This is a genomic window from Curvibacter sp. AEP1-3 (assembly GCF_002163715.1).
Classification (GTDB): domain Bacteria; phylum Pseudomonadota; class Gammaproteobacteria; order Burkholderiales; family Burkholderiaceae_C; genus Allorhodoferax.
Map to the genome: position 1 here is coordinate 205503 of NZ_CP015698.1, position 24854 is coordinate 230356.

Below are 24854 nucleotides of genomic sequence, written 5' to 3' on the forward strand. Positions count from 1 at the left end.
GTCGATTTCCTCGGGTTTATTCCAGATTCTGTGCAATGAGTTCAGCGCGGGTGGGCAGGCCTTCCATGTCCCCCACTACCTGCAGGGCGCGTGAAGCAATCCAGTTGGCGCGGCGCAAAGCGCGTTGCCAGCTCAAGCCTTCCAGCTGTGCGCTGATGATGCCCACGGCAAAGGCATCACCGGCACCCACGGTGTCGACTACCACGGGCACGGGTACGCCGGGCACGTGGCCTTGCTCGCCGGCAGCAGTACGGAAGTAGGCGCCTTGCGCCCCCTGCTTGATCACTACCGCTTTGGCGCCCCGGTCCAGGTACCACGCCGCCATGTCGGCCGGGGCGTTTTGACCGGTCAGCAGTTTGCCTTCGTCGATTCCAGGCAGCACCCAATCCGCATGTCGGGCCAGGTCGTTGAGGGTGTCGCGCATGGTGGCGGTATCAGGCCACAAGCTGGGGCGCAGGTTGGGGTCAAACGACACGCTGCGCCCAGCGGCGCGCAGGATTTGCATGGCGTGGGCCACCAGCTCGCGGGCGGCCGGTGACAGGGCCGGTGTGATGCCGGTGGTGTGTACATGCCGCGCGCGCAGGGCGTAGTCGGTGGTGAGGTGCCCCACGCTGAGTTGGCTGGCCGCTGAGCCGCGCCGGTAGTACTCGATGGATGGGTCGCTGCCATCCACGCTGCGCGACTTGAGCATGAAACCGGTGGAGCGTTGCAGGTCAATCTCGACCTGGGACGTGTCCACACCTTCGGCCTCGACGGTCTTGCGCACATAGCTGCCAAACGAATCGGCCCCCAGGCGGCTGACCCAACCGACTTTGAAACCCAGACGGGCCAGGCCGATGGCCACATTGGTGTCGGCCCCCGCAATGCGTTTGCTGAAACTCTGCACCCCGGCCAGCGGGCCGGGCTCTTGGGCGACCAGCAGCGCCATCGTTTCACCCATGGACAGGACGTCCAGTGCTTCAGGCTTAGTGCTCACGCTGTGAGCTCCCCACGATTGACCGCTTCCAGGGTGGCTGCGACGCCGACCGTTTGTAGCGATTGCAACAGCGGAATCAAGGCGGCGGTGAGCGTGGCGTTACCAGCCAAGTCTCCGAACACCGGCGCATAGGCCAGCATGGCGTCTACCGATTGCGTGTTCACGCCCTTACCGAGGTTTTGTTGGTAGAGAGTGCAGAGTGCCTCCGCATGCGGGTCGTCAATGCGGTAGGTCTGACCCTGTTCGTCCACACCGCGCAGGAAGTGCATCCAGGCGGCTAGACCTAGGGCCATGCGTGTTACGGGTAGTTCACGTGCAAGGCGATCGCGCAGCGTGCCCAGCAGGCGCTGGGGCAGCTTTTGCGAGCCGTCCATGGCGATCTGGTGGGTGCGGTGGGCCAGGGCAGGGTTGGCATAGCGGGCCAACAGATTGTGGCGGTAGGCAGCTACATCCAAGCCGGGCAAAGCGGGCAGGGTGGGTTCAATCTCATCACGCATCAGCGCTTCGATGTGGGTATGCAGAGTGGGCTGTGCAATCGCCTTGTCCACCGTCTGCCAACCAGCCATCGCGCCCAGGTAGGCGAGGCTGGAGTGGGTGCCGTTCACCATGCGCAGCTTGAGCTTCTCAAAAGGCTCGGCATCGGGCACAAAGCGCGCACCGCCCAATGTCCAGTCCGGGCGGTCTGCCGCAAACTCGTCTTCAATCGCCCAGTCAAAAAACGGCTCGCCCAGCACGGGCCAGGCATCCGCGCAGACCAGCGCAGCGCTCACCGCGGCACGATCGGCATCGGTGGTTTTGGGCACGATGCGGTCCACCATGGAACATGGAAAACAGCACAGGCGCTCTATCCATAAGGATAGTTTGCTATCAATTTCTTCAGCAAACCGCAGCACGGCAGCACGCAGCACACGCCCGTTGGCCGGCAGGTTGTCCAGTGACATCAGCGTCAACGGGCCGTGGCCCAGTGTGTGGCGTAGCTGCAAACCATAGACCAGCATGCCCACGGCGGAGCGGGGTGTTTTCGGGTGGGCTAGGTCATGGACGATATCCGGATGGTCCAGCCGCAAGGTACCGGTGGCCGGGTCATGGCAATAGCCTTTTTCGGTCACCGTCAGGCTCACGATGCGCGTGTCGGGGGCGGCAATCGCATCCAGCACCTCCTGTGGGTTCTCGGGGGCCACCAGCATGCGCAGCACCGCGCCAATCACCTGCAGGCGTTGGCGGGGCTGGCCCTGGGGGGCGGCGTCGCGAATGGCCAGTGTGTAAAGCCCGTCCTGTGGCGCAAGCGCATCGCGCGTATCGGGCTGGCGCAGGGACACGCCGGTAATGCCCCAACGCAAGTCACCGGCGGCAATGGCGGCTTCCGTGGCAGCCGCCATGTGGGCGCGCATGAAAGCGCCAATGCCCAGATGTACGATGCCGGTTTTCAGCGCCCGGCGGTCGTAGGCCGGGCGGGCCACGGAGGCTGGCAGGGCTGCGAGCGTGGTGTCATTCAATCGGTTCATATCCCGCATCACCAGTTGGTCAGCGTACCGTCGTGTTGCAGCCGGTTGACCGGAAGGTAGGCGCGTTTGTACGGGTACTTGGCCGCCAGTTCTTCGTCAATCGTCACGCCATGGCCGGGCGCTTCGCCGGGGTGCATGAAACCGTCCTTGAAGCTGTAGGCGTGGGGGAACACGGCATCCGTTTCGTCGGTGTGGCGCATGTATTCCTGGATGCCAAAGTTGGGGACCCAGAGGTCAAAGTTGAGCGCCGCGCCCATACAGACGGGTGAGAGGTCGGTGGCGCCGTGTGAACCGGTGCGCACCTGGTAAAGCGCGGCCAAGTCCGCAATGCGGCGCAGGTGGGTGATGCCGCCGGCATGGACCACCGTGGTGCGGATGTAGTCGATCAGCTGGTTCTCGATCAGGTCCTTGCAGTCCCAGATGGTGTTGAAAATCTCGCCCACGGCCAGCGGCGTGGTGGTGTGCTGGCGGATCAGGCGGAAGGCCTCCTGGTTCTCGGCAGGTGTGGCGTCTTCCATCCAGAACAGGCGGTAGGGCTCCAGGTCCTTGCCCAAGCGGCCGGCTTCGATGGGAGTGAGCCGGTGGTGCACATCGTGCAGCAGGTGGATGTCCGGGCCCACGGCAGCGCGCACCTTGTCAAACAGCTCGGGCGTGTGGCGCAGGTACTTCTCGGTGGACCAGTCGTGCTCGCTGGGCAGGTCGGCATCGGCAGGTTCGTAGAACATGGTGCCGCGGCCCACGCCATACACCTTCTCCAGGCCGGGCACGCCGCTCTGGGCGCGAATGGCTTTGTAGCCCATCTCCTTGTAGCGCAGCACTTCTTCCACGGTTTGACTGATGTCTTTGCCGTTGGCGTGGCCGTAGACCATGACGCCGGTGCGGCTCTTGCCGCCCAGCAACTGGTACAGCGGCATGTTGGCGGCCTTGGCTTTGATGTCCCACAGGGCGGTGTCCACGCCGGCAATGGCGCTCATGGTGACCGGGCCGCGGCGCCAGTAGGCACCTTTGTAGAGGTACTGCCATATGTCTTCAATCTGCTGCGGGTCGCGGCCTATCAGGCAGGGAATGACGTGCTCGGTCAGGTAGCTGGCTACGGCCAGCTCGCGACCGTTGAGCGTCGCATCGCCGATGCCGGTCAGGCCCTCATCGGTTTCGATTTTCAGGGTGACAAAGTTGCGACTCGGTGCGCAAATGATGACTTTGGCGGAAATGATTTTCATGGGGTTCGGGAATGAGGTTTACATCACGGCGCCTAGCGCCCAGGGTACAAATTCGTTCTGGCCGTAGCCATGCAGCTCGCTCTTGGTCTTGCGGCCCGAGGCTGCGGCCAGCATCTCCTGAAAAATGCGTTCGCCCAACTGCTCCACGGTCTCACTGCCGTCGATCACTGTGCCGCAGTTGATGTCCATGTCTTCTTCCTGCTTGGCCCACAGCGCGTTGTTGGTGGCCAGCTTGAGCGAGGGCGAAGGTGCGCAGCCGTAGGCCGAGCCCCGGCCGGTGGTAAAGCAAATCAGATTCGCACCACCCGCCACCTGTCCGGTGGCGGACACGGGGTCGTAGCCCGGTGTGTCCATGTAGACGAAGCCTCGTGCCGTGATGGGCTGGGCGTATTCGTACACATCGACCATGGGTGTGGTGCCGCCCTTGGCAATGGCGCCCAAAGACTTTTCAAGGATGGTGGTGAGGCCGCCTGCTTTGTTGCCAGCGGAGGGGTTGTTGTCCATCTCCGCGTGGTGGCGGGCGCAGTAATCGGTCCACCACTGCAAGCGGGCTTCGAGCTTGTCGGCCACGGCTTGCGACACCGCGCGCTGCAGCAGCAGGTGTTCGCCGCCATAAATTTCGGGCGTTTCAGACAAGACGGCCGTGCCGCCATGGCGCACCAGCAGGTCTACCGCCGCGCCCAAGCCGGGGTTTGCGCTGATGCCGGAGTAGCCGTCCGAGCCGCCGCACTGCAGGCCCACGATGAGGTGGCTGGCGGGTACCGGCTCGCGCTTGACCGCGTTGGCCTCGGGCAGCAGGCCATTGACAACCTCGATGCCCCGGGCCATGCTTTTGGCGGTGCCGCCGGTGTCCTGGATGCTGAAGGTCACCAGCTTGGCGCCTTCGCGCAAGCCTTCTTGCGCCAGCAGACCCTGGATCTGGTTGGTCTCGCAGCCCAGGCCCACCACGATCACGGCTGCAAAGTTGGCGTGGCGTGCGTAGCCGGCCAGGGTGCGACGCAGCACCTGCAGCCCTTCGCCCTCGCTGTCGGTCGCACAGCCGGCGCCGTGGGTCAAGGCCACGATGCCATCCACATTCGGGAATGCCGCCAGAGCTTCGGGGTGGATGTCGCGGCGGAAGTGGTCGGCAATCGCGCGGGCCACGGTGGCCGAGCAGTTAACGCTGGTCAAGACGCCAATGTAGTTGCGCGTTGCCACCCGCCCATCACCGCGTTGGATGCCTTCAAACGTGGCCGGGGTGTCCACATAGGCTACGGGCCGCACATCGCCTCCCACGGCGTGGCCGCGGTCAAAGCGGCTGAATGCGAGGTTGTGGGTGTGCACATGCTGGCCCGCAGCGATGGGCTGCGTGGCGGTGCCGATGATCTGGTTGTAGCGCCGCACCGGCTCGCCCGCCGCAATGGCGCGCACCGCCACCTTGTGGCCCGGCGGAATCAGGCCGGAGATGGTGATGCCTTCCGTGGCTATGCGGGTGCCGCCCAGCAACTGCTGCCGGGCGATCACCACATCGTCCGCCGGGTGGATGCGAATGACCGGGTTCATTTCAGCAGGCCCATCTGGTGCGGCAACCACAGTGTGATGGCGGGAACGTAAGTGATGGCAATCAGCGCCACGATCAACGGAACCAGCCAGGGCAGGATGGCCATGGTGGTCCGCTCGACCGACAGCTTGGAAATACGCGCCAGCACAAACAACACCATGCCCAGCGGCGGATGCAGCAGCCCGATCATCAGGTTCAGCGTCATGATGATGCCGAACTGGATGGGGTCAATGCCCAGTTTCAGCACGATGGGGATCAGGATGGGCACGAGGATGGTGATGGCGGCAATCGTGTCGATGAAGCAACCCACAAACAGGATCAGCAGGTTCGCCAGCAGCAGGAACACCCACTTGTTGCTGGTGATGGACAGAATCCAGTCTGCCAAAGCCTGTGCGGCTTGCGTGGTGGTCAGCAGCCAGGCAAAGATGGACGCAGCCGTCACGATGAAGAGCACCGAGGAAGTGGTTTCAATCGTCTCGAAAGTGGCTTGAGCGAGGGTGCGAAGGGTCATGGAACGGTAGCGCACCAGACCCAGAAACAGCGCCCAGATAACTGCGGCCACTGCCGCTTCAGTCGGCGTGAACCAGCCCATGGTCATGCCGCCGATCAGGATCACAGGCGCCATCAGTGCCAGCACCGCCGAGAAGTTAAAGCGCCAGTCCAACACCATGAGCGCCACAAAGGCTGTTCCGGTAGCCATGTTGACCGAGGCTCCGGCTTTCACCGCCAACCACACCGCCATGGGGAAGGCCAGAACCAGCAGGATTTCCAGTGTTGCGCCACCCAGGCGCCCCCAGTGGAACGCCACGTCGCCGCCCCAGCCGTTGCGCCGGGCAAAGTAAGCCACCGTCGCCATCATCAGGGCGGTCATGAACAAGCCGGGCAGGATGCCGGCCACAAACAAGGCGCCGATGGACACGTTGGCCATCATTCCGTAAATCACAAAGGGCAGGGAGGGCGGAATGATGGGGCCCAGCGTGGCCGAAGCGGCAGTCACCCCCACCGAAAACTCGGTGCTGTAGCCATGCTCTTTCATGGCCTTGATTTCAATCGAACCCAGGCCGGCGGCATCCGCAATGGCGGTGCCGGACATGCCCGAAAAAATCACCGAGCCGATGATGTTCACCTGGCCCAGGCCGCCCTTCATCCAACCCACCAGGGCTACCGCAAAGTCGTAGATGCGGCTGGTGATGCCTGCAATGTTCATCAGGTTGCCGGCCAGAATGAAGAAGGGGACCGCCAGCAGCGGGAAGGACTCGATGCCGGCAATCATGCGCTGCGCCAACACGATGTCGGGCACGGTGCCGGACACCAGGATGTAAATCAGCGAGCCGCCCGCCATGGACACCGCCACCGGCAGGCCGCAGAGCATCAGGCCCAGAAAAGAAAGAATGAGTAACAACATGGGGGAGTCCGTTCAGTCGTCCGAGCCATCAAAATAGCCGGGGTTTTGCAGCGCGGAGAAGCCGCGGCGCCAGTTCTCAATGCCCACCTGCAGGGCGCGCACGCTCATCAGGGCGAAGCCGGCAAAGGCCAGCCAATACACATGGCTCTTGTTCCAGTTGATGGTGGTCATGGGCTCGTTGTCCACGGCCAGCGCATAGCGCGCCACCAGCCATGCACCGTAGCTGTAAAAGGCGAATGCCGCAATGTCCACGGCAGTAGACAGCGCACGCCCTGCAGGCACCGGCAGGTAGCGGTAGATCAGGTTGACCTGAATGTGCCGCACGCGGCGCACACACATGGAGGCGCCGATAAACACCACCGGCATCAGGCAGTACACGGCGAGTTCTTCGGTCCAGGCAAACGAGTCGTTCAGTACATAGCGGCTGAAGAACTGCAGAAACACCAGGCCAGCCATGGTCCAGAAAAAGCCCAGACAAATCCAGTCTTCAACGCCGTAGCCTGAGAGGTCGACCGTGTGCTGGTCGGCCTCTGCGAAGCTGGCGACCAGCGCTTCCGCGCTGGTCTCGACGGGACGTGATTCGGCTGCGCCGCCCGACAAGGGCAGGGAGCTGTGAAGCGTCATGTCGTGTCGCCTTACTTGATGGCCTGGATGCGATCCCAGTCAGCTTTCTGGTAGCCGAACTGCTCAAAAGGCACGTTCTTGAGCACGGTGTCGCGGAACTCGTTGGTGTTCACGTCCGTCACGCTCACGCCTTTGCTGCGGAAGATGGCAGCCAGTTCGCCTTCGCGGGCAGCCACTTCCTTGGAGGCTTTGGCTGCGGCTTCAAGGGCCACATCGGTGAAGATTTTCTTGTCAGCGTCCGAGAGCTTTTTCCACAAGGCGCCAGCGACTACGGTGTTGAGGTGGTCCACGATGTGGCCCGTCAGCACGATGTGCTTTTGCACCTCATAGAACTTCTTGGCTTCGATGGTGGGCAGCGGGTTCTCCTGGGCTTCGACCGTGCCGTTTTGCAGTGCGAGGTAGACCTCGGCAAACGCAATCGGCGAGGTGTTGGCGCCGCAGGCACGCGGCATGGCCAGGTAGGCGGGCACGTCAGGCACGCGCATCTTCAGGCCCTTCATGTCGGCGCACTTGGCAATCGGCTTGTTGCTGGTGGTGTGGCGGGTGCCGTAGTAGGTGGTGGCAATAATTTCGTTGCCGCTCTTTTGCTCGTAGCCGGCGGTCAGCTCTTTGTAGATGTCGCTCTTGGTGTAGGCCAGCAGGTGGTCTACGTTGCGGAAGGTGTAGGGGTAGTAGGTCACTCCGATACGGGGGAAAGCCTTGGCCGCAAAGCTGGAGCCCGAAATGATGATGTCCACCGTGCCCAGGGCCAGGCCTTGGTTGATGTCGTTTTCCTTGCCCAGCTGCGAGGCAGGGTACACATCGATCTGGTAGCGGCCGTTGGTGCGTTTCTGGATTTCCTGCGCAGCCCAGACGGACGCGGTGTGGAACGGCTCACTGGGCTCGTAGACGTGGGCCCATTTGAGCTTGGTCTGCGCGAAAGCGGGGGCGGCGACCACCAGGCTTGCAGCCAGGGCCAGCGAAATGCGTTTGAATGTCATGCTTTTTGTCTCCTCTTGTTGTGAAAGTTGCGCAGGCGGGTCCGGTTGATGAATCAGCCCGGAATCAGCTGCACTTTGGTACTGCGGCCTCTGTCCAATGCCAGATCGAAGGCCGCTTTCGATTGGCTGATCGGCAACTGGGCGCTGATGAGCGGGCGCACATCGGCCCGCCGGCTGCGAATGGCCTGTACGGCCCAGTCGAATTCGATATCGGCGCGGAAGGCGCCCACGTAGTCCAGCTCGCGCGACATGATGTCGTTGGCCGGAAAAGGAATTTCTGCGGGCAGGGTGCCCACCTGCACCACGCGCCCGCCGCGGCGCACCGCGGCCAGGCAGCCCGCCAGTGCAGCAGGGTGGCCGGCGGCTTCCAGCGCCACATCGACACGGCCTTTCCATGCAGAGGTATCAGGCAAAGCTTCGTCGGCGCCCACGGTCAGCGCCATCTCGCGGGCCCGCTCGCTGGGGTCACACGCAATCACGCGGCCTGCACCGGCCAGGCGCGCAGCAATCACCGACATGCAGCCGATAGTGCCTGCCCCGGTCACCAGCACCGTGGCACCCAGCACTTCGCCTGCGCGGCGCACGGCATGTAGTCCCACCGACAGCGGCTCGGCGCAGGCAATCTCACCCAGGCTCACATCTTCATCAATGGCGGTGAGCTGGGCCTCATTCATCACAAAGTGCTCACGGAAGAAGCCGTGGATGTGCGGGAAGATGGCCGCACTGCCCAGAAACACCATCTTCTCGCACAGGTTGCTGCGTCCGGCCCGGCAGGCGGGGCACACACCGCAGGGGTGGGCCGGGTTGACAGCCACTTTCTGGCCGACCTTCACCCTGGTAACCCCGTCGCCCACCGCATCCACCACACCCGAGGCTTCATGCCCCGGCACAAAGGGCGCGCGGATCGCGAAAATGCCCGCGCGGCCGTGCTGGTAGTAATGCAGGTCGGAGCCGCAAATGCCGCCCGCGCCCAGCCGCACCCGCACCTGGCCGGGGCCGGGGTTCTGGGTGTCGTGGTGTTCCACGCTGAGGTTCAGCGGGCCATTCAAGGTGCAGGCAAGGCTCATGGTCAGGGTGTCCGGTCGGGTCAGGCGTCGGTGGGGGTGGTCCAGCCGGCAGAGAAGCGTTCGTGCGAATGGTCCAGGTGGCCGCTCATGGCAGCGCGTGCCATGTCGGGGTCGTGCGCGGCAATGGCGTCGACCACGGCGCGGTGTTCGTCCACCGCGGCTTTCCAGGTGGCTTCGCGCTCAAAGTGGCCGCCCAGTTTTTGGAACAGGGGGCCATTGCGTTCGTCAAAGAGCTGGGTGACTACTGCTTGCAAGGCGCTGTTGTCGCTGGCCTGCGCAATGCGGATGTGAAAGGCGCGGTCCCCGCGTATGGGCAGGGTGCGGGCGGCGATGTCGGCTTCCATGTCGCGCAGGGTTTCCAGCAGCTCAGGCACCAGGGTGGGGTCGGTGCTTTTGGCGGCCAAGGCAGCCAGCTCGCATTCGATCAATTGGCGGGCGCGGATGATTTCCAGCGGGCCGGGCGCGTTGTCCAGCATACGCACGCTTTCGCGCCCGATGACCACGATGCCCGAGCCCATGCGGACTTCGATCAGGCCTTCGACTTCCAGCGCGATCAGCGCTTCACGCACGGACGGGCGGGATACACCCATCTTGGTGGCCAGGTCGCGCTCGGCCGGCAGCTTGCTGCCCACCGCGAATTCGCCGGTCTGGATGAGTTGGCGCAGCTGGTCCGCAATCTGGCGGTACAGCCGGCGGGGCTCTATGGGTTGAAACGGCATACGTTGATTGGCTAAAAGGTAAATTGGTAAGACCAGTTGGCCGGATTGTGGGGCGATTGCGCCTCCAAAAGTTCTAGGGTTTTCCCGATCGGCCCTGTAATAGAATCGAGTAGGGTGAGGGGTTACCCCCTCAGCCCTCTCACACCACCGTACGTGCGGTTCCGCATACGGCGGTTCAAGTAGGACGCTGGAGGTGCTGGTGGGTTGCCACCAGCGAGACCAGCCCGAGTTGCGTGAAGTATTTCGTCGGGAGAGCTTGGCGCAGGTGTTTGGCACCGGCGTTCCACCATGGACCATGGCCATTGACGCTGGACTTCCATGCCCGCTGGGCATCGAGCCCGAGTGCGAGCATTTTGGATTCCCGCGTCTTTGTCCTTTTCCATTGCCTCCACATCAGGGCGCGTAGCCGTCTACGTACCCACATATCCAGTGCTTCGATGGGCTTGTGGCTCTGGGTCAGGCTGAAGTAGTTCATCCATCCCCGTAAAACCGGATTTAGCTTTTCGATGGTCTGGGGCAGTGGCCTGCCCCGTCCCTGTGCACAGTATGTGCGCACGGCGTGCATCAGGCGTTGCGTGCTTTCCTTGGCTATTCGGATTTTGCTGGCTCGTTGTGCTGTCACGCTGTATCCCAGAAACTTGCGTTTCCATGGCCGCTCAACCGCACTTTTGGTCTCGTTCACAGTGAGCTTGAGCCGGTTTGCAAGAAACCTCTTTATGCCCTCCATGATGCGTTGGCCCGCCCGCTGACTGCTCACGTAGATGTTGCAGTCATCCGCATACCTGCAAAACAGCAGCTTGCGTGCCTCTAGCTCCCGGTCTAAATCAGTCAACAGGATGTTGGACAGTAGTGGTGACAGGGGGCCGCCTTGCGGTGTACCCTCGTACCGTGGTGTCTCTACCCCGTTGGCCATCATCCCGGCCTCCAGAAACCTGCGTATCAGGCTCAGGACGGTTTTGTCCTGTACCTGGCGTGCCACCCGCGCCATCAGCACGTCGTGGTTGACACGGTCGAAGAATTTCTCCAGGTCCATGTCCACCACCCAGCGCTTGCCGCCACGGATGTACTCTGCCGCTTTGCTTACCGCCTGCTTCGCACTTTTCCCCGGTCTGAAGCCGTAGCTGCTTTGCGAGAAGGTAGGTTCAAACAGGGGTTGCATCGCCTGATGTAGCGCCTGCTGAATCAGCCTGTCCACCACCGTGGGCACTCCGAGCGTGCGTACCCCGCCTTGCGGCTTGGGTATGTCCACCCGACGTACCGCTTGGGGGCGGTAGGTTCCATCCAGTAACGACTTCTTTACTTGCGACCAGTTCACTTTGAGCCACGTCTTGAGGTCTTCACAGCGCATTCCGTCAATGCCGGGTGCGCCGCGATTCTTCATGACTCGGCTGTAAGCGAGCTGCATGTTGTCGCGATCCACGACTCGGCTCATGAGCCGGTCTCTCTCCGATTTCGGTTGCTCGACGTACGCCGTACCCACCTCAGCACCCACGTGCGCACTCCCCAGATTCCGTCCGGTTCCTTCGCTGTGGGCCCCTCTTGCGAGGGCTTCTGCTTCATCGATTGGCATCGAGTGACTTCGTTCCTACTCTCGTTTCCACTTGTTCGGGCCTTCGGTGCCGCCTCTTGTGGCTCATCACCTTGGGTTGCACCTACTATGCCCTCTGCTGACTTCTGAGCGAGCCTCCCGTCACCTTTCGATGGCCGGTAGCCCTTACGGGCACCACACTCAGATCTCTCCGGGTATTACGCACCCACTTTCACGCTTATGTCCGTCGGATCTACGCCACAGAGTTCCGTGCAAGTTTTGGGCTTCAGAGATTTCGGACTCCTTACCCCCCTGTGGCGCCTCATATCCGCTTCCTGTTCGTCGAACCAGCGCTTTGCCATCCGGCTTCCTTCAGACTCGCAGTCGCCCGCGAAGCCCTTGCCATTGGCTAACCCTTCCCCTTGCAGGGCGAGTAGAGGTCTTTCACCTCCTAGTGAGAGCGTCCTGCCGGACGCACATCGAGTAGGGTGAGGGGTTACCCCCTCAGCCCTCTCACACCACCGTACGTGCGGTTCCGCATACGGCGGTTCAAGTAGGACGCTGGAGGTGCTGGTGGGTTGCCACCAGCGAGACCAGCCCGAGTTGCGTGAAGTATTTCGTCGGGAGAGCTTGGCGCAGGTGTTTGGCACCGGCGTTCCACCATGGACCATGGCCATTGACGCTGGACTTCCATGCCCGCTGGGCATCGAGCCCGAGTGCGAGCATTTTGGATTCCCGCGTCTTTGTCCTTTTCCATTGCCTCCACATCAGGGCGCGTAGCCGTCTACGTACCCACATATCCAGTGCTTCGATGGGCTTGTGGCTCTGGGTCAGGCTGAAGTAGTTCATCCATCCCCGTAAAACCGGATTTAGCTTTTCGATGGTCTGGGGCAGTGGCCTGCCCCGTCCCTGTGCACAGTATGTGCGCACGGCGTGCATCAGGCGTTGCGTGCTTTCCTTGGCTATTCGGATTTTGCTGGCTCGTTGTGCTGTCACGCTGTATCCCAGAAACTTGCGTTTCCATGGCCGCTCAACCGCACTTTTGGTCTCGTTCACAGTGAGCTTGAGCCGGTTTGCAAGAAACCTCTTTATGCCCTCCATGATGCGTTGGCCCGCCCGCTGACTGCTCACGTAGATGTTGCAGTCATCCGCATACCTGCAAAACAGCAGCTTGCGTGCCTCTAGCTCCCGGTCTAAATCAGTCAACAGGATGTTGGACAGTAGTGGTGACAGGGGGCCGCCTTGCGGTGTACCCTCGTACCGTGGTGTCTCTACCCCGTTGGCCATCATCCCGGCCTCCAGAAACCTGCGTATCAGGCTCAGGACGGTTTTGTCCTGTACCTGGCGTGCCACCCGCGCCATCAGCACGTCGTGGTTGACACGGTCGAAGAATTTCTCCAGGTCCATGTCCACCACCCAGCGCTTGCCGCCACGGATGTACTCTGCCGCTTTGCTTACCGCCTGCTTCGCACTTTTCCCCGGTCTGAAGCCGTAGCTGCTTTGCGAGAAGGTAGGTTCAAACAGGGGTTGCATCGCCTGATGTAGCGCCTGCTGAATCAGCCTGTCCACCACCGTGGGCACTCCGAGCGTGCGTACCCCGCCTTGCGGCTTGGGTATGTCCACCCGACGTACCGCTTGGGGGCGGTAGGTTCCATCCAGTAACGACTTCTTTACTTGCGACCAGTTCACTTTGAGCCACGTCTTGAGGTCTTCACAGCGCATTCCGTCAATGCCGGGTGCGCCGCGATTCTTCATGACTCGGCTGTAAGCGAGCTGCATGTTGTCGCGATCCACGACTCGGCTCATGAGCCGGTCTCTCTCCGATTTCGGTTGCTCGACGTACGCCGTACCCACCTCAGCACCCACGTGCGCACTCCCCAGATTCCGTCCGGTTCCTTCGCTGTGGGCCCCTCTTGCGAGGGCTTCTGCTTCATCGATTGGCATCGAGTGACTTCGTTCCTACTCTCGTTTCCACTTGTTCGGGCCTTCGGTGCCGCCTCTTGTGGCTCATCACCTTGGGTTGCACCTACTATGCCCTCTGCTGACTTCTGAGCGAGCCTCCCGTCACCTTTCGATGGCCGGTAGCCCTTACGGGCACCACACTCAGATCTCTCCGGGTATTACGCACCCACTTTCACGCTTATGTCCGTCGGATCTACGCCACAGAGTTCCGTGCAAGTTTTGGGCTTCAGAGATTTCGGACTCCTTACCCCCCTGTGGCGCCTCATATCCGCTTCCTGTTCGTCGAACCAGCGCTTTGCCATCCGGCTTCCTTCAGACTCGCAGTCGCCCGCGAAGCCCTTGCCATTGGCTAACCCTTCCCCTTGCAGGGCGAGTAGAGGTCTTTCACCTCCTAGTGAGAGCGTCCTGCCGGACGCACCGAAAAAAAGCCGCCTCAGGGGCGGCTTGTGCTACTAATTCAGGAGCTGCTCACGCATATTGCACGAGCGCCAGACGCAGATTTGGCTATAAATCCAGCACCAAACGCGCGCTCTTCGACCGGGAGCAGCAGGGCAGAAACTGGTCGTTCGCAGCCTGTTCTTCGGGCAGGAGGTACTGGTCGCGGTGGTCAGGCATGCCGGCTTTGACGCGGGTGAGGCAGGTGCCGCACACGCCTTGCTCGCACGACATGGGGATGTCGATGCCGCCTGCGTGCAGCGCCTCGAGTGCCGTCTGGTCAGGCAGCACCTTGATGACCTTGCCGGTGCTGGCTATCTCCAGCTCAAAGCTTCCGTCGTCGGCTTTGGCGGTGGGGGCAGCACCAAAGTACTCGCGGTGCAAGCGTTCTTCGGGCCAGCCGGCGGCGCGGCCTGCGCTGAGCACCGCGTCCATAAAGCCTTGCGGGCCGCACACATACAAGTGGGTGCATGCCGGGGCGCTTTGCAGGGTGGCGGCAATGTCCAGTTTCTGTGCCGCATCGCCATCGTCAAAGTGGTGGTGGGTGTGTGCTGCAAACGGCGCTGCAGCCAGCCGCTCCACAAACGCGGCGCGTGCACGGCTGCGGCTACAGTGGTGCAGGGTGAAAGCGCCGCCGGTCGCCGCCAGCTGTTCTGCCATCGCCAGCATGGGCGTGATGCCGATACCACCGGCCAGTAGCAGGTGGTGGGGTGCCGCGCCGTCCAGGGGGAAAAGGTTGCGTGGCGCGCAGATGGTGAGCACACTGCCCTCGGCCACCAGGTCGTGCACGGCGGTGGAGCCGCCGCGGGACGCTGCATCGCGCAGCACACCAATCACATAACGGTTCGTTTCACTCGGCGCGTTGCTCAGCGAATACTGGCGCACCAGGCCATTGGGCAGGTGCACGTCAATGTGTGCCCCGGCGGTGAAGGCGGGCAGGGCGCCGCCGTCTGCGGCCACTAGTTCCAGGCTGCAGATGTCCTGCGCTTCAGTGCGCTTGGCTGCTACCTTGACCTGCAACGTTGCAGGCGTGCTCACTGGGGTCTGGGTGGGCCCGCTCATGCCGCCGCCTCTGCCGCAGCCGGGTTGCGCTCTGCGGCCACCACGCGGTCAATCACCTTGCGGGATTGCACGCCACCGGTGTCAATGTTCAGCATCAACAGTTTGCGCTCGGGGTAGGCCAGCAGGTTTTGTTGCTGGCGCTCCAGCATCTCCTGATCTTCCGCAAAAATCTTGCCCTGGCCGGTGCGAATCTGCGCCGTCAGCTCGGTGTCTTGCGGTTTGAACTTGCGCGCCATGCCCCAGAAGTAGTGGATGCTGGTGTCCGTCTCGGGGGTGATGAAGTCCACCACCCAGCTCGCGGCCTTGTACTCGTCGGGCGCGTTATAGCCGCCGTGCCCCTGCAGCGCCACACCCACCTCAATCATGATGTGGCTGGGCGGCGTGAAGTGGCAGATCTGCCAGCGGTCCACCAACTGGTCGTCGGGCAGGCCGTTCATGCGCAGCGCCATCCTCCAGAAGGGCGGCGCCTCAATGCCTTCCATGTAGCGCTCGGTGATCACATGGTCGCCGTCCACGCGGGTTTGGCAGGGCACTTCGTCAATTTCCTTTTGGCCGATGCTGGTGCTGTGCACATAGGTTTCGTGCGTCAGGTCCATCAGGTTGTCGATCATCAGGCGGTAGTCACAGGCAATCTCGTACAAGCCGCCGCCGTACCCGAACTGAGGGTTGCCCAGCCATTCAAACTTGGGGATGCTGGCCACATCGGCCTTGGCTGCTTCGCCGGGCCACACCCACACAAAACCATGCTCTTCGTGCAGCGGAAAGCTGCGGTTGGCCGGAAAGCCGCGCACGCGCTGGCAGGGCATGGACACGGTTTTGCCGTCGCAGCCCATGGCCAGGCCGTGGTAGCCGCAGACCAGCGTGTCACCTTCGACCTTGCCCAGCGAGAGCGGGGCGCCCCGGTGCGGGCAGAAGTCTTCCACCGCGGCGGGCACGCCCGCGCTGTTGCGGAACAGCGCCATGGGGATGTTGCAAATGCGGCGGCCCAAGGGGCGGTCAGAAGGGATCTCTTCGCTGCGGGCAGCAACGTACCAGGTGTTGAGAGGAAACATGGCTTGGCTCCTTGGATGGGAAATCTTCATTCAGTATGCTGAATGACGGGAATCATAGACCGAAGTCAATTCCACGGCTAGGGGCTGGGGATGAGGGTTTTCCCTTGAAAAGGGATGAATCCGATGGCTGGTCGGGGTTGGGGTCGGGGTCGAGGTCGAGGTCGGGGGCTTTGGGCTATGCGCTGTCGGACGGCTGGTCCGGCATATCGGCATCGTCCTCGGGGGCTGGCGTGTTCAAGTGCACAAACTTGCGCAGCAGGCGCAAAAACTCCTCGCGCTCGGCGGGCTCCAGCGCGTCCAGTAACTGCCCGTACATGGGCGCCACGCGCGGCAGCATCTCGGCCAGCACCGCCTCGCCCTCAGGCGTGAGGCGCAGGGCGCGCTGGCGGCGGGGCAGCAGCTCCCGCACGATCCAGCCCTTGGCATCCAGCCGCGCAGCAATGTCGGCAGTCGTCGATGTGTCCAGCGCCACCCGGTCCGCCAGCGTCACCTGGTCCATGCCCGGCGCATCTTGCAGCGCGCGCAACACGGCGTATTGCACCGGAGTGATCTGCTTGCCATGCGTTTTGGCAAACGTGCCCACCGCCAACTGGTGCGCCCGCCGGATCAGATGGCCGGGTTCGGCTTGCAGGGGGATGGAAGCGCTAACGGCTGGGTGAGTGGTGGACTGCGAATCAGACATGGCGGGGCTGGGATGAATGGGCAGGACTATACGGTAGTGTCTTCGGGGGACGCGATAGCACTGGTGAAGCGGTTAATGCTCATGTGGATCGACGTAGTGCTATTGATTCAGTAGCTGCTCGCGCACATTCCATGGGCGCTAGAGGCCGATTTGATGCCTAAGCGCCTTCCACCCGGCTCCCGGTCCGCCCCCAGCGCCGCGCGGCTTCTTCTGCTGTTTGGCCTTGCTCCATGAGCGCGCCCAGCGGCGCCAGCAGCGCTTGCAGGTCGGCTTCGTCAAACTTGGCAGCGCCTTCTGCGTCATGGCCGAGCACGCTGTCCGACAGCGCGAGTTTGCGGGCCTGCAGTTCCAGCATGCGTCCTTCGATGCTGCCTTCCACCACCAGCTTGTAGACAAATACCGGCTGGTCCTGGCCGATGCGGTGGGCGCGGGCGGTGGCTTGTTCTTCCACGGCAGGGTTCCACCACGGGTCCATGTGGATGACGGTGTCGGCGGCGGTGAGGTTGAGCCCGACGCCTCCGGCTTTCAGGCTGACCAGCAGCACCGGCACTTCTTGGTTTTGAAAACGCTGCACGACGTCTCCGCGCTGGGCGGGGCGGGTGTTGCCGGTCAGGCTCAAAAACGGCAGGCGCAGTGCGGAGAGCGCATCGGCAATCAGCTCCAGCAGCTCGGTGAACTGCGAGAACACCAGCACGCGGCGGCCTTCGTCGACCAGCGGGACCAAAAGGTCTGTGAGCGCATGCAGTTTGGCGCGCTCCATGTCGGGCGCGATATCGCTGCCCTTCACCAGGTAGGGATCGCAACACACCTGCCGCAGCTTGAGCAGCGCATCGAGGATGCTGATCTGCGCGCCGGCAAAGTTTTGGCGTTGCAGCACGCGGCGCACCTGCTTGTCGGCGGCCACGCGCACGCTCTCGTACAGCTCGCGTTGGCGCCCCTGCAGTTGCACGCGCTGGATGACTTCGGTGCGCGGTGGCAGCTCGGTGGCCACGTCTTGCTTGCGGCGGCGCAGGATGAAGGGGCGCACGCGCTTGGCGAGCAGGGCTGCGCGCACCGTTTCGCCGTTCTCTTCAATCGGCTTGCGCCAGCGGGCGGCGAAGCTGCGCTGGTCGCCCAGAAAGCCGGGCATCAGCCAGTCGAACTGCGCCCAGAGTTCGCCTAGGTGGTTTTCCAGCGGCGTGCCGGTCAGGCACAGGCGGTGGCGGCTTTGCAGTTGGCGCAGGGCGCGGGCGCTGCGGCTGGCCGCGTTTTTGACCATCTGCGCCTCATCCAGAATGACCAGATGAAAAGGCTGCGCGGCCAAAACATCGATGTCGCGCCACAGCAGCGGGTAGGTGGTGAGCACCAGGTCGTGTGCGGGCATGTCGGCAAACAGCGCGGCGCGGTCCGGGCCGTGCAGGTTCAGCACCTGCAAATCCGGCGCCATGTGGCGGGCCTCGGCCTGCCAGTTGAACAGCAGTGAGGTCGGCAGCACCACCAGCACCGGGCGGTCCAGCCTGCCAGCTTGCTTCTCCAGCAGCACATGGGCCAGCGCCTGGGCGGTTTTACCCAAGCCCATGTCGTCGGCCAAGATGCCGCCCAAATGTTGCGCGCGCAGGTATTGCAGCCAAGCCAGGCCTTCGAGTTGGTATGGGCGCAGTTGTACCTGCAAACCGGTAGGTGCAGCTACCGGCTGGGGCTGGCCTATGCTGTGCAGGCGCTTGGCGAGAGCGGCCAAGCCCGCATCGCCCTCTAACTGCCAGCCTTGATGGGCGCCCACGCGCGAGGCGTCCAGCAAGCTGGCGCGCAGGGTGTTGATGCGGCGGGCTTCCCACGCGCCGAGCTGGATGGGGCCCTTGGGCGCCATGCGTTGCGGGTCGGTCAGCAAATCCACCATGGCGCCGACGATGGCTTTGAGCGGGCCTGCCTCGGCGTCGATGCGCTTGCCACCCGGCGCACGCAGCGACACGGTGGCGAGGTCGTCCAAGGTGTCGAGGTAGTTGTGGATCAGCCAGCGCGGGTCGTGCTTGATGAGGTTGGCCAGCATGGGGGCGAGGTCCAGTGTCTCGCCCTCAATCTCAATCCCTAGGCTCAGCAGCCATTCGCCTTCGCGCCCGGGCAGGGCCAGCTTTTCGACGCCGCGCGCGGGTTTGACCAAGGGGCTGTCCAGCTCCTTGCCTAGCACCTCGCCGGTGTCGGGGCTGAGGATGAGCCTCCAGCGCTCCACGGGCACGCTTTCGTGCGCAAAGCCGGGTTGCACCACCACCGTCCAGCCCTGTGCTTGCAGTTGGGGCACCTGGTCGGCCCAGAAGTCGCCAAAATGCTCTTCCTGCGGCAGCGTCCACACGCTGCCCAGATGCGGGCGCTGCTTCTGGCTGCGCCACTGGAAGGTGGTGTCCGCCAGCGGCACAAAGCCCATGTCCCACACCGCGTCCATGGCGTCGGCCTCGGCCACCAGGTTGCGCTGCAGGCGCAGCACTGGGCCGCCGGTGTCGAACAGGTCTTCGAACTCCGCCGGGCGGCTGTTGAGGATGGAGCTGGGGGCGGGCGTCTCCCATCGGTCGCCGGCCGGGGTGCGGTAGGTCCAGTCGAACTGCGCGAGCGTCACGCTGTCGCCCCGGGGGCCCAGCTTGCCCTGGGGCTTGAGGCCCAGCAAGCCTTCGCCCCGGCCCAGCGTCATCAACGTGATGCGGGGGCGGAACTGGCCGATGACTGTGAGATCAGCGTCGGACTCAGAGTCGCTTGGGTCGGCAGGCAGAGGCGGTGTACGCTTGCGATTCATGGTCAAAATGGCTGCTAGCGCCCGTGGAATCTGCGCGAGCAGCTATCAAAAGAAGAGCAAATCTCCGTCAACATCCGCAGGCTAAATGCCCATGCTGTTCAGCGTGACCAGGCCCTTGGGCGTCTTGAGCGTGGCGCTCAGGTTGGCCGGGCCTTCCGAGATGGCCACGCCTTCCAGACCGATGGCCGCGTAAGCGGCTTGCAGTTTGGCCGCGCTCGGGTGGCTCACCCCGATGCTGTCCAGGCTGACACGGCTACGCGGCAGGCTGTTGCGCGGGTGCAGGCGCAGGGGCTCGGCATCGTCCGGTTTGCCCCATTGAATGAGTGTGGGCAGGCAGCCTTCAAACAGTCGGTAACCGTCTTCCCGCACCGTGATTTGCCAGTGCAGCACGCCTTTGCGCGAGTGGCGGCTGGCGGGCATGGCCGGGCCGCGGTCGATGCCGATGTTCTTGAGGGCAATGCGGGCGGCTTGCAGTTCATCGGTGCCGGCCACAAAGTGCACCAGTCGCGGCTCTTGGGCCACTGCGGCACGAAGCTCGGGGTTGTCTAGGTCAAACCAGCGTTTGGCGTGGGGGTTGGCCGGGCCTTTGGCGCCGGGATTGATGGCAATGATCTCGAAATACGCCAGCGGGTGGGCGGGCGTGGCGATCTTGAAGAGCTTGTTGTGGGTGCCGAATTGGCTGTGTTCGCCGCCGGCTTCCGGGGTGATCCCGAGTGTGGCTTCGCACCATTGCACACCCTGCTCCAGGGTGTGGGCTGCAACGACGAGGTGGTCTATCTGTGTTTTCATCGCCGCACGATACCACCCCGGCGCCGTCTCAAACGTCTAGCGGCTGACCCAGCTCACCAGGAAGTTCAGCAGCTTGGTGCGGCCCGCTGTGTAGGGCGGGAAGAACATGCGGATGCTGGGCAGCCAGCCGCCCTTGAGCACCGCACGTTCATGCGAGAAGGCCTTGAAGCCGTAAATGCCGTGCGAGCTGCCGATGCCGGAGTTGTTGACCCCGCCGAAGGGCAGGTTGCCGTGGGCCACGTGCAGCACGCAGTGGTTCACGCAGGCGCCGCCGGAGCTGGTGTTGGTGAGCACGGTGTCAATGTTGCTCTGGTTACTGCTCCAGATATACAGGGCCAGCGGCTTTTGGTCGGCATTGATGGAGGCAATCACCTGCTGCAGGTCGGTGTAGGGAATGATGGGCAGCACCGGGCCGAAGATTTCCTCCTGCATCAGGGTGGAGTCCATGGGCACGTTGTCGACCAGGGTGGGAGCAATGTAGTTTCCAGCCGTGTCCACCTCGCCGCCACTCAGCACCCGTGCGCCGCGCGAAGTGGCGTCTTTGAGCAGGCCTTCAATGCGCTGGGTATGGCGCTGGTTGATGATGTGGGTGAAATCCGCGTTGCTGCGCTGGCTCTGGGCGCTGTCGCCATAGCGGGCTTTGATGACGGCCTGGCAGGCGGCCACAAATGCATCGCGCACCGAGGCGTGCACATACAGGTAGTCGGGTGCCACGCAGGTCTGGCCGGCATTGACGAATTTGCCCCACATGATGGTTTCAGCCGCTTTTTGCAGGTCGGCAGTCTCGTCCACGATGGTGGGGGACTTGCCGCCCAGCTCCAGGGTTACGCTGGTCAGGTTCTTGGCCGCAGCCGCCATCACCACCTTGCCCACGGCGGGTGAGCCGGTAAAGAAGATGTGGTCAAACGGCATGGTCAGCAGGGCTTGCGAGGTGGCCAGTGCCCCTTCAAACAAAGCCACTTCATGCGCAGGGAAGGCCTTGGCCACGATGCTGGCCAGCACCTGGGCCACGCGCGGCGCCATCTCCGAGGGCTTGAGGATGGCGGTGTTGCCTGCCGCCAAGGCGGACACCAGCGGGCTGAGCATCAGGTACAGGGGGTAGTTCCAGGGCGCGATGATCAGGCAGCGGCCGCGGGGCTGGTTCTGCACATGGGCGCTGTTGCCCATGGTGAGTTCGGTGGCGCGGATGCGGGTAGGGCGCATCCAGCCCTTGAGGCATTTGATGTTGTGGCGGATTTCGTCCAGGCTGGGCACGATTTCGGTGCCGTCCACTTCAAAGCGGGGTTTATGAAAGTCGGCGGCAAAGGCTTCGTAGAGGGCCTCTTTGTGCGCGAGCAAGCTGGTGCGCAGCCGCTCCAAACGTTCAATGCGCTCGGCCGCGGTGGACTGGCGCCAGGCCAGCGCAGTGGCCCGCTGAGCCTCGAAGGTGGTTTGCATCAGTTGCGGGTCGGCATCTTGAAACGGTGAGTTCATTCGGGGCTCCAGAAAGAGGGGAGTGTGGACGGTCTCCAGGGAACGGTTGTACTGCCCACACAGATTACAGGCGGCATTGTGGGGGCTTGTGCAGCGACCTGCTGTCACCTGCGCTGCGTTTTGAGCGCGCTCCCCAAAGCGCCTTGGGGTTGTCCCTAGGCTGCCTTGCGGAAGGTCAGGTTGAACCGGTGGGCACCGGTGAGCAGGTGCTGGCCGGGGTCTACTGTGCGTACGCCATGGAAACGGAGTCGCGCCGGCCCGCCCCAGACCAGCACATCGCCATGTTGCAAGCTCAGGCGTTGTACCTTGTCGCCACGCTCCAAGCCACCTAGCTCAAATACGGCAGGCAGGCCCAGCGACACCGAGACGATGGGGGCAGCATAGTCGCGTTCGTTCTTGTCCTGGTGCAAGGACATGCGCGCGCCGGGGGCATAGCGGTTGATCAGGCAGGCGTCAGGCTCAAACGCAGGGTATCCGGCATGTTCGGCGGCCGACATGGCCATTTCCCGGAAACCCTGGGGCATTGCCGGCCACGGAGTTTGCGTGAGCGGGTCTGTGCCCTGATAGCGGTAGCCGGCTGCGTCGCTGACCCACCCCAAATCGCCGCAGTTGCTCATGGCGACCGACATGCGCGAGCCACCGGGGGTAACCAAGTGGCGAAGCGGATGGATTTGGATGATCTTTTGGATACCTGCCCAAAGCGCATCCGCCTGCATGACAGCAAATCCCGGCAGAGCCCAGGCGCCGGGCGCAATCTCATAGGGAGTTGAGGGCGCAGTGTCCTCTGCGCTGAAGAGATCCAGATTCATGGGGAACCCGGTACGGCCTGCGCCGCGTGACTGTCGGGCTTAGCGGGCAGGGGCCTGCTGGGCTTCTTCGGCGTTCACGCGGCGGGCGCCGTCAAAACGCTTGGCCCAGTAGCTAACGCCCATATCTTCCACACGCACTTCGGCACCGGGCTTTGGCGAGTGGATGAATTTGCCGTTGCCCACGTAAATGCCGACATGGCTGAACGCGCGGCGCATGGTGTTGAAGAACACGAGGTCACCAGGTTGGAGTTCGTGTTTGTCGATTTTCTGGGTGGCAGCGGCTTGTTCGGACGCTTGGCGGGGCAGCAAAAGGCCGGCGGTTTGCTCGTAGATGGCGCGCACGAAGCCGCTGCAATCAAAACCGGTGTCGGCTTGGGTGCCGCCGCGTTTGTAGGGCACGCCCAGAAACGCCATGGAGTTCATGACCAGCTCGGAGGCACGGTTGGTGACCTTGTTGCCGACATCCCCGATGCGGGCCAGGAAGCCGCGGTCATTGATGAAACGGGACATTTCATCGCCAGAGGCCGGAGCAGGTGCCGGTTCCGCGTGCGCGAGGCCCAAGGAAAGCAGCAGTGTGAGGAGCAGAACAAAACGCATCGGCGCACTCTAGTGAGCTTGCCTCCATGTGTCAAGTAATGTGACACCTTCAGTTACACACTTAACTATTTGATTTACTTCAAGAATCCTGAATTTATAAGGATTTAGGCGAAATCCGGCGATGAATAATTAAACAGCGTTCAATTATTTGTTATTTGTTTAAATTAATCGATGTTTGTTAAAATCTTTGATCGTATTGGCTTTTCTTCGCGGGGTGTGACGGATGGAGCTCAAGTTAAAGCGCCAACAGGCACTGGCAGACACACGGCGCAGTCTGGTGCTGCAGGCAGTGCGCGCGGCGATTGCTGAGGGCGGCTTGGAGTCCGCCAGTGTCCGCGAGATTGCCGCACGTGCCGGCTACACGCCGGGCGCGCTGTATGCCTATTTCCCGAGCAAGCAGGCTTTGCTGGCTGCAGTGCTGCAAGAGACCCTGCAAGGGGCGCGGGCGGCAGCGGCTCAAGCCAAACTGTCCAAAACCAACCCCGGCACCTTGCTGCATGCGCGGGCCAACGCCTGGTTGGCGCACTTTTTCGCCCGCCCCGGAGATACGGGCATCGTGCTCCATTTGCTGGCATCGGACGGTTCCGGCGAGCCTCAGCTGGCACTGGTGAGGCAATTGATTCAGGATTTGCAAACGTCTTTGGAGCCAGTGGCAGAGGCTCTGGAGGGCCTAGGGCGTGCGAATTCGCGGCTGCCCTCTGAGGTGGCGGGTCTGTTGTCTGCGGCGTTGGGCGTACTGTTGTTACGGGATTCGCGCCGCATGTTTGCTATCAATGACGTGGCTTTTGATGGATTTGCGCTCTATCTCGACCGCTTGGCGACCCAGCTGGAAGGCAGAGCGCCGGCCGAGCAGGATGACCCCGTCAAGTTGCAAGTGGATTTGTTCGGCTGAGTGGGCCACTGCGGGGCGGTTATGCTCGCCCCACGTTTTTTGAGAAGGATTTCCCCATGTTGATCGATGTGGACATGAGCCAGCTGGTGCTGGTGGATTACCAGACCCGTTTGATGCCTGCCATGTTCGAGTCTGAATTGGTGGTGGCCAACGCCGTGCGTTTGGCCAAGCTGGCCGCTTTGCTGGAAGTGCCTGCTTTCTATACAGAGCAATACCCTTCCGGCTTGGGAAATACCGTGCCGGAAGTGAAGGCCGCCTTGGACGAGGCGCGAGCCCGGGTTCTGAACAAAATGCAGTTCAGCGCCATTGAAGAGGGTTTGGGCGAATGGCTCCGCCCGCCGGCCAAGCCGGTGCAGGGCAATGCCCGCAGCTTGCCCAAGCATTTGCAGAAGCCTGCAGCGTCTGAGCGCAGCGCTATCGTGATTGCCGGTTGTGAGGCCCATGTCTGCCTGATGCAAACAGCACTGGATTTGCTCGAAGACGAGTTTGAAGTCTGGGTAGTCACTGATGCCTGCAGCTCCCGTACCGAGCGCAACCGTGATGCTGCTTTCGACCGTTTGGCTGGCGCTGGCGCCGAGCTGGTGACTACCGAGATGGTGGCTTTTGAATGGATTCGTACCGCAGAGCACCCTGTATTCAAGGAGGCGCAGGCCCTGATCAAATAAGTTCAGAGCGCCGGCGGGGCGGCTCCATTCAGTAAGCGGCAGTCTGAAATGACTGCCGCTTTTTTTGCGGCTTGTTGATGAGTGGAGTGTCGGGCGGTGGAAAAGTCAGCT

General features: G+C 62.7%; 21 protein-coding genes. 2 read left to right on the top strand and 19 right to left on the bottom strand.

Going from position 1 to position 24854, the window contains the following annotated elements:
• Positions 1 to 16: 16 nt before the first annotated feature.
• From AEP_RS00920 to AEP_RS01010, 19 genes are all read right to left on the bottom strand, one after another.
• Positions 17 to 940, bottom strand: coding sequence for a sugar kinase (locus tag AEP_RS00920; protein WP_087497111.1), 924 nt, complete (start codon positions 938 to 940; stop codon positions 17 to 19).
• A gap of 32 nt (positions 941 to 972) precedes the next feature.
• Complete coding sequence (locus tag AEP_RS00925; protein ID WP_232459893.1) at positions 973 to 2481, bottom strand: mannitol dehydrogenase family protein; 1509 nt, start codon at positions 2479 to 2481, stop codon at positions 973 to 975.
• An 8-nt stretch (positions 2482 to 2489) separates the two neighbouring features.
• Positions 2490 to 3701, bottom strand: a complete 1212-nt coding sequence (gene manD, locus AEP_RS00930) for a D-mannonate dehydratase ManD (RefSeq protein ID WP_087493659.1) — start codon at positions 3699 to 3701, stop codon at positions 2490 to 2492.
• 18 nt (positions 3702 to 3719) lie between these two features.
• On the bottom strand, positions 3720 to 5243 hold the full coding sequence (locus tag AEP_RS00935; protein WP_087493660.1) for a UxaA family hydrolase: 1524 nt from the start codon (positions 5241 to 5243) through the stop codon (positions 3720 to 3722).
• The gene (locus tag AEP_RS00940) at positions 5240 to 6646 is read right to left on the bottom strand and encodes a TRAP transporter large permease (RefSeq protein ID WP_087493661.1); all 1407 of its coding nucleotides are present in this window, start codon (positions 6644 to 6646) and stop codon (positions 5240 to 5242) included. Before AEP_RS00940 ends, AEP_RS00935 begins: the two co-directional genes overlap by 4 nt.
• A 12-nt stretch (positions 6647 to 6658) precedes the next feature.
• Entirely contained in the window at positions 6659 to 7270 is a 612-nt protein-coding gene (locus AEP_RS00945; protein ID WP_087493662.1) for a TRAP transporter small permease, read from the bottom strand.
• 11 nt (positions 7271 to 7281) lie between these two features.
• On the bottom strand, positions 7282 to 8250 hold the full coding sequence (locus tag AEP_RS00950; RefSeq protein WP_198301877.1) for a sialic acid TRAP transporter substrate-binding protein SiaP: 969 nt from the start codon (positions 8248 to 8250) through the stop codon (positions 7282 to 7284).
• Positions 8251 to 8303: 53 nt separating this feature from the next.
• Complete coding sequence (locus AEP_RS00955; RefSeq protein WP_087493663.1) at positions 8304 to 9317, bottom strand: L-idonate 5-dehydrogenase; 1014 nt, start codon at positions 9315 to 9317, stop codon at positions 8304 to 8306.
• 20 nt (positions 9318 to 9337) lie between these two features.
• The gene (locus tag AEP_RS00960; RefSeq protein ID WP_198301878.1) at positions 9338 to 10036 is read right to left on the bottom strand and encodes a FadR/GntR family transcriptional regulator; all 699 of its coding nucleotides are present in this window, start codon (positions 10034 to 10036) and stop codon (positions 9338 to 9340) included.
• A 175-nt stretch (positions 10037 to 10211) separates the two neighbouring features.
• Positions 10212 to 11468 carry a group II intron reverse transcriptase/maturase gene (ltrA, locus tag AEP_RS00965; RefSeq protein ID WP_335583050.1) on the bottom strand — a complete coding sequence of 419 codons (1257 nt, stop codon included), beginning with the start codon at positions 11466 to 11468 and terminating at the stop codon, positions 10212 to 10214.
• 645 nt (positions 11469 to 12113) lie between these two features.
• Positions 12114 to 13370 carry a group II intron reverse transcriptase/maturase gene (gene ltrA, locus AEP_RS00970; RefSeq protein ID WP_335583050.1) on the bottom strand — a complete coding sequence of 419 codons (1257 nt, stop codon included), beginning with the start codon at positions 13368 to 13370 and terminating at the stop codon, positions 12114 to 12116.
• Between the two features lie 660 nt (positions 13371 to 14030).
• Positions 14031 to 15023 carry a PDR/VanB family oxidoreductase gene (locus AEP_RS00975; RefSeq protein ID WP_087493665.1) on the bottom strand — a complete coding sequence of 331 codons (993 nt, stop codon included), beginning with the start codon at positions 15021 to 15023 and terminating at the stop codon, positions 14031 to 14033.
• Positions 15020 to 16075: an aromatic ring-hydroxylating dioxygenase subunit alpha gene (locus AEP_RS00980; protein ID WP_087493666.1), complete on the bottom strand. Its 1056-nt coding sequence runs from the start codon at positions 16073 to 16075 to the stop codon at positions 15020 to 15022. The genes AEP_RS00975 and AEP_RS00980 overlap by 4 nt, the downstream gene beginning before the upstream one ends.
• 175 nt (positions 16076 to 16250) lie before the next feature.
• Positions 16251 to 16757 carry a MarR family winged helix-turn-helix transcriptional regulator gene (locus AEP_RS00985; protein WP_087493667.1) on the bottom strand — a complete coding sequence of 169 codons (507 nt, stop codon included), beginning with the start codon at positions 16755 to 16757 and terminating at the stop codon, positions 16251 to 16253.
• A 157-nt stretch (positions 16758 to 16914) separates the two neighbouring features.
• Positions 16915 to 19518, bottom strand: a complete 2604-nt coding sequence (locus tag AEP_RS00990; RefSeq protein WP_087493668.1) for a DEAD/DEAH box helicase — start codon at positions 19516 to 19518, stop codon at positions 16915 to 16917.
• A gap of 81 nt (positions 19519 to 19599) precedes the next feature.
• Positions 19600 to 20307, bottom strand: a complete 708-nt coding sequence (locus AEP_RS00995; RefSeq protein WP_087493669.1) for a VOC family protein — start codon at positions 20305 to 20307, stop codon at positions 19600 to 19602.
• Positions 20308 to 20343: 36 nt separating this feature from the next.
• Entirely contained in the window at positions 20344 to 21780 is a 1437-nt protein-coding gene (locus AEP_RS01000; protein ID WP_087493670.1) for an aldehyde dehydrogenase family protein, read from the bottom strand.
• Positions 21781 to 21935: 155 nt separating this feature from the next.
• Entirely contained in the window at positions 21936 to 22589 is a 654-nt protein-coding gene (gene alkB, locus AEP_RS01005) for a DNA oxidative demethylase AlkB (RefSeq protein WP_087493671.1), read from the bottom strand.
• Positions 22590 to 22628: 39 nt separating this feature from the next.
• Positions 22629 to 23186 carry a C40 family peptidase gene (locus AEP_RS01010; RefSeq protein WP_232459894.1) on the bottom strand — a complete coding sequence of 186 codons (558 nt, stop codon included), beginning with the start codon at positions 23184 to 23186 and terminating at the stop codon, positions 22629 to 22631.
• A 223-nt stretch (positions 23187 to 23409) separates the two neighbouring features.
• Between AEP_RS01010 and AEP_RS01015 the strand changes: the two genes are divergently transcribed.
• The gene (locus AEP_RS01015) at positions 23410 to 24078 is read left to right on the top strand and encodes a TetR/AcrR family transcriptional regulator (protein ID WP_087493672.1); all 669 of its coding nucleotides are present in this window, start codon (positions 23410 to 23412) and stop codon (positions 24076 to 24078) included.
• A gap of 56 nt (positions 24079 to 24134) precedes the next feature.
• A complete protein-coding gene (locus AEP_RS01020; RefSeq protein ID WP_087493673.1) occupies positions 24135 to 24743 on the top strand; it encodes an isochorismatase family protein in 609 nt (202 codons plus the stop codon).
• Positions 24744 to 24854 lie beyond the last annotated feature (111 nt).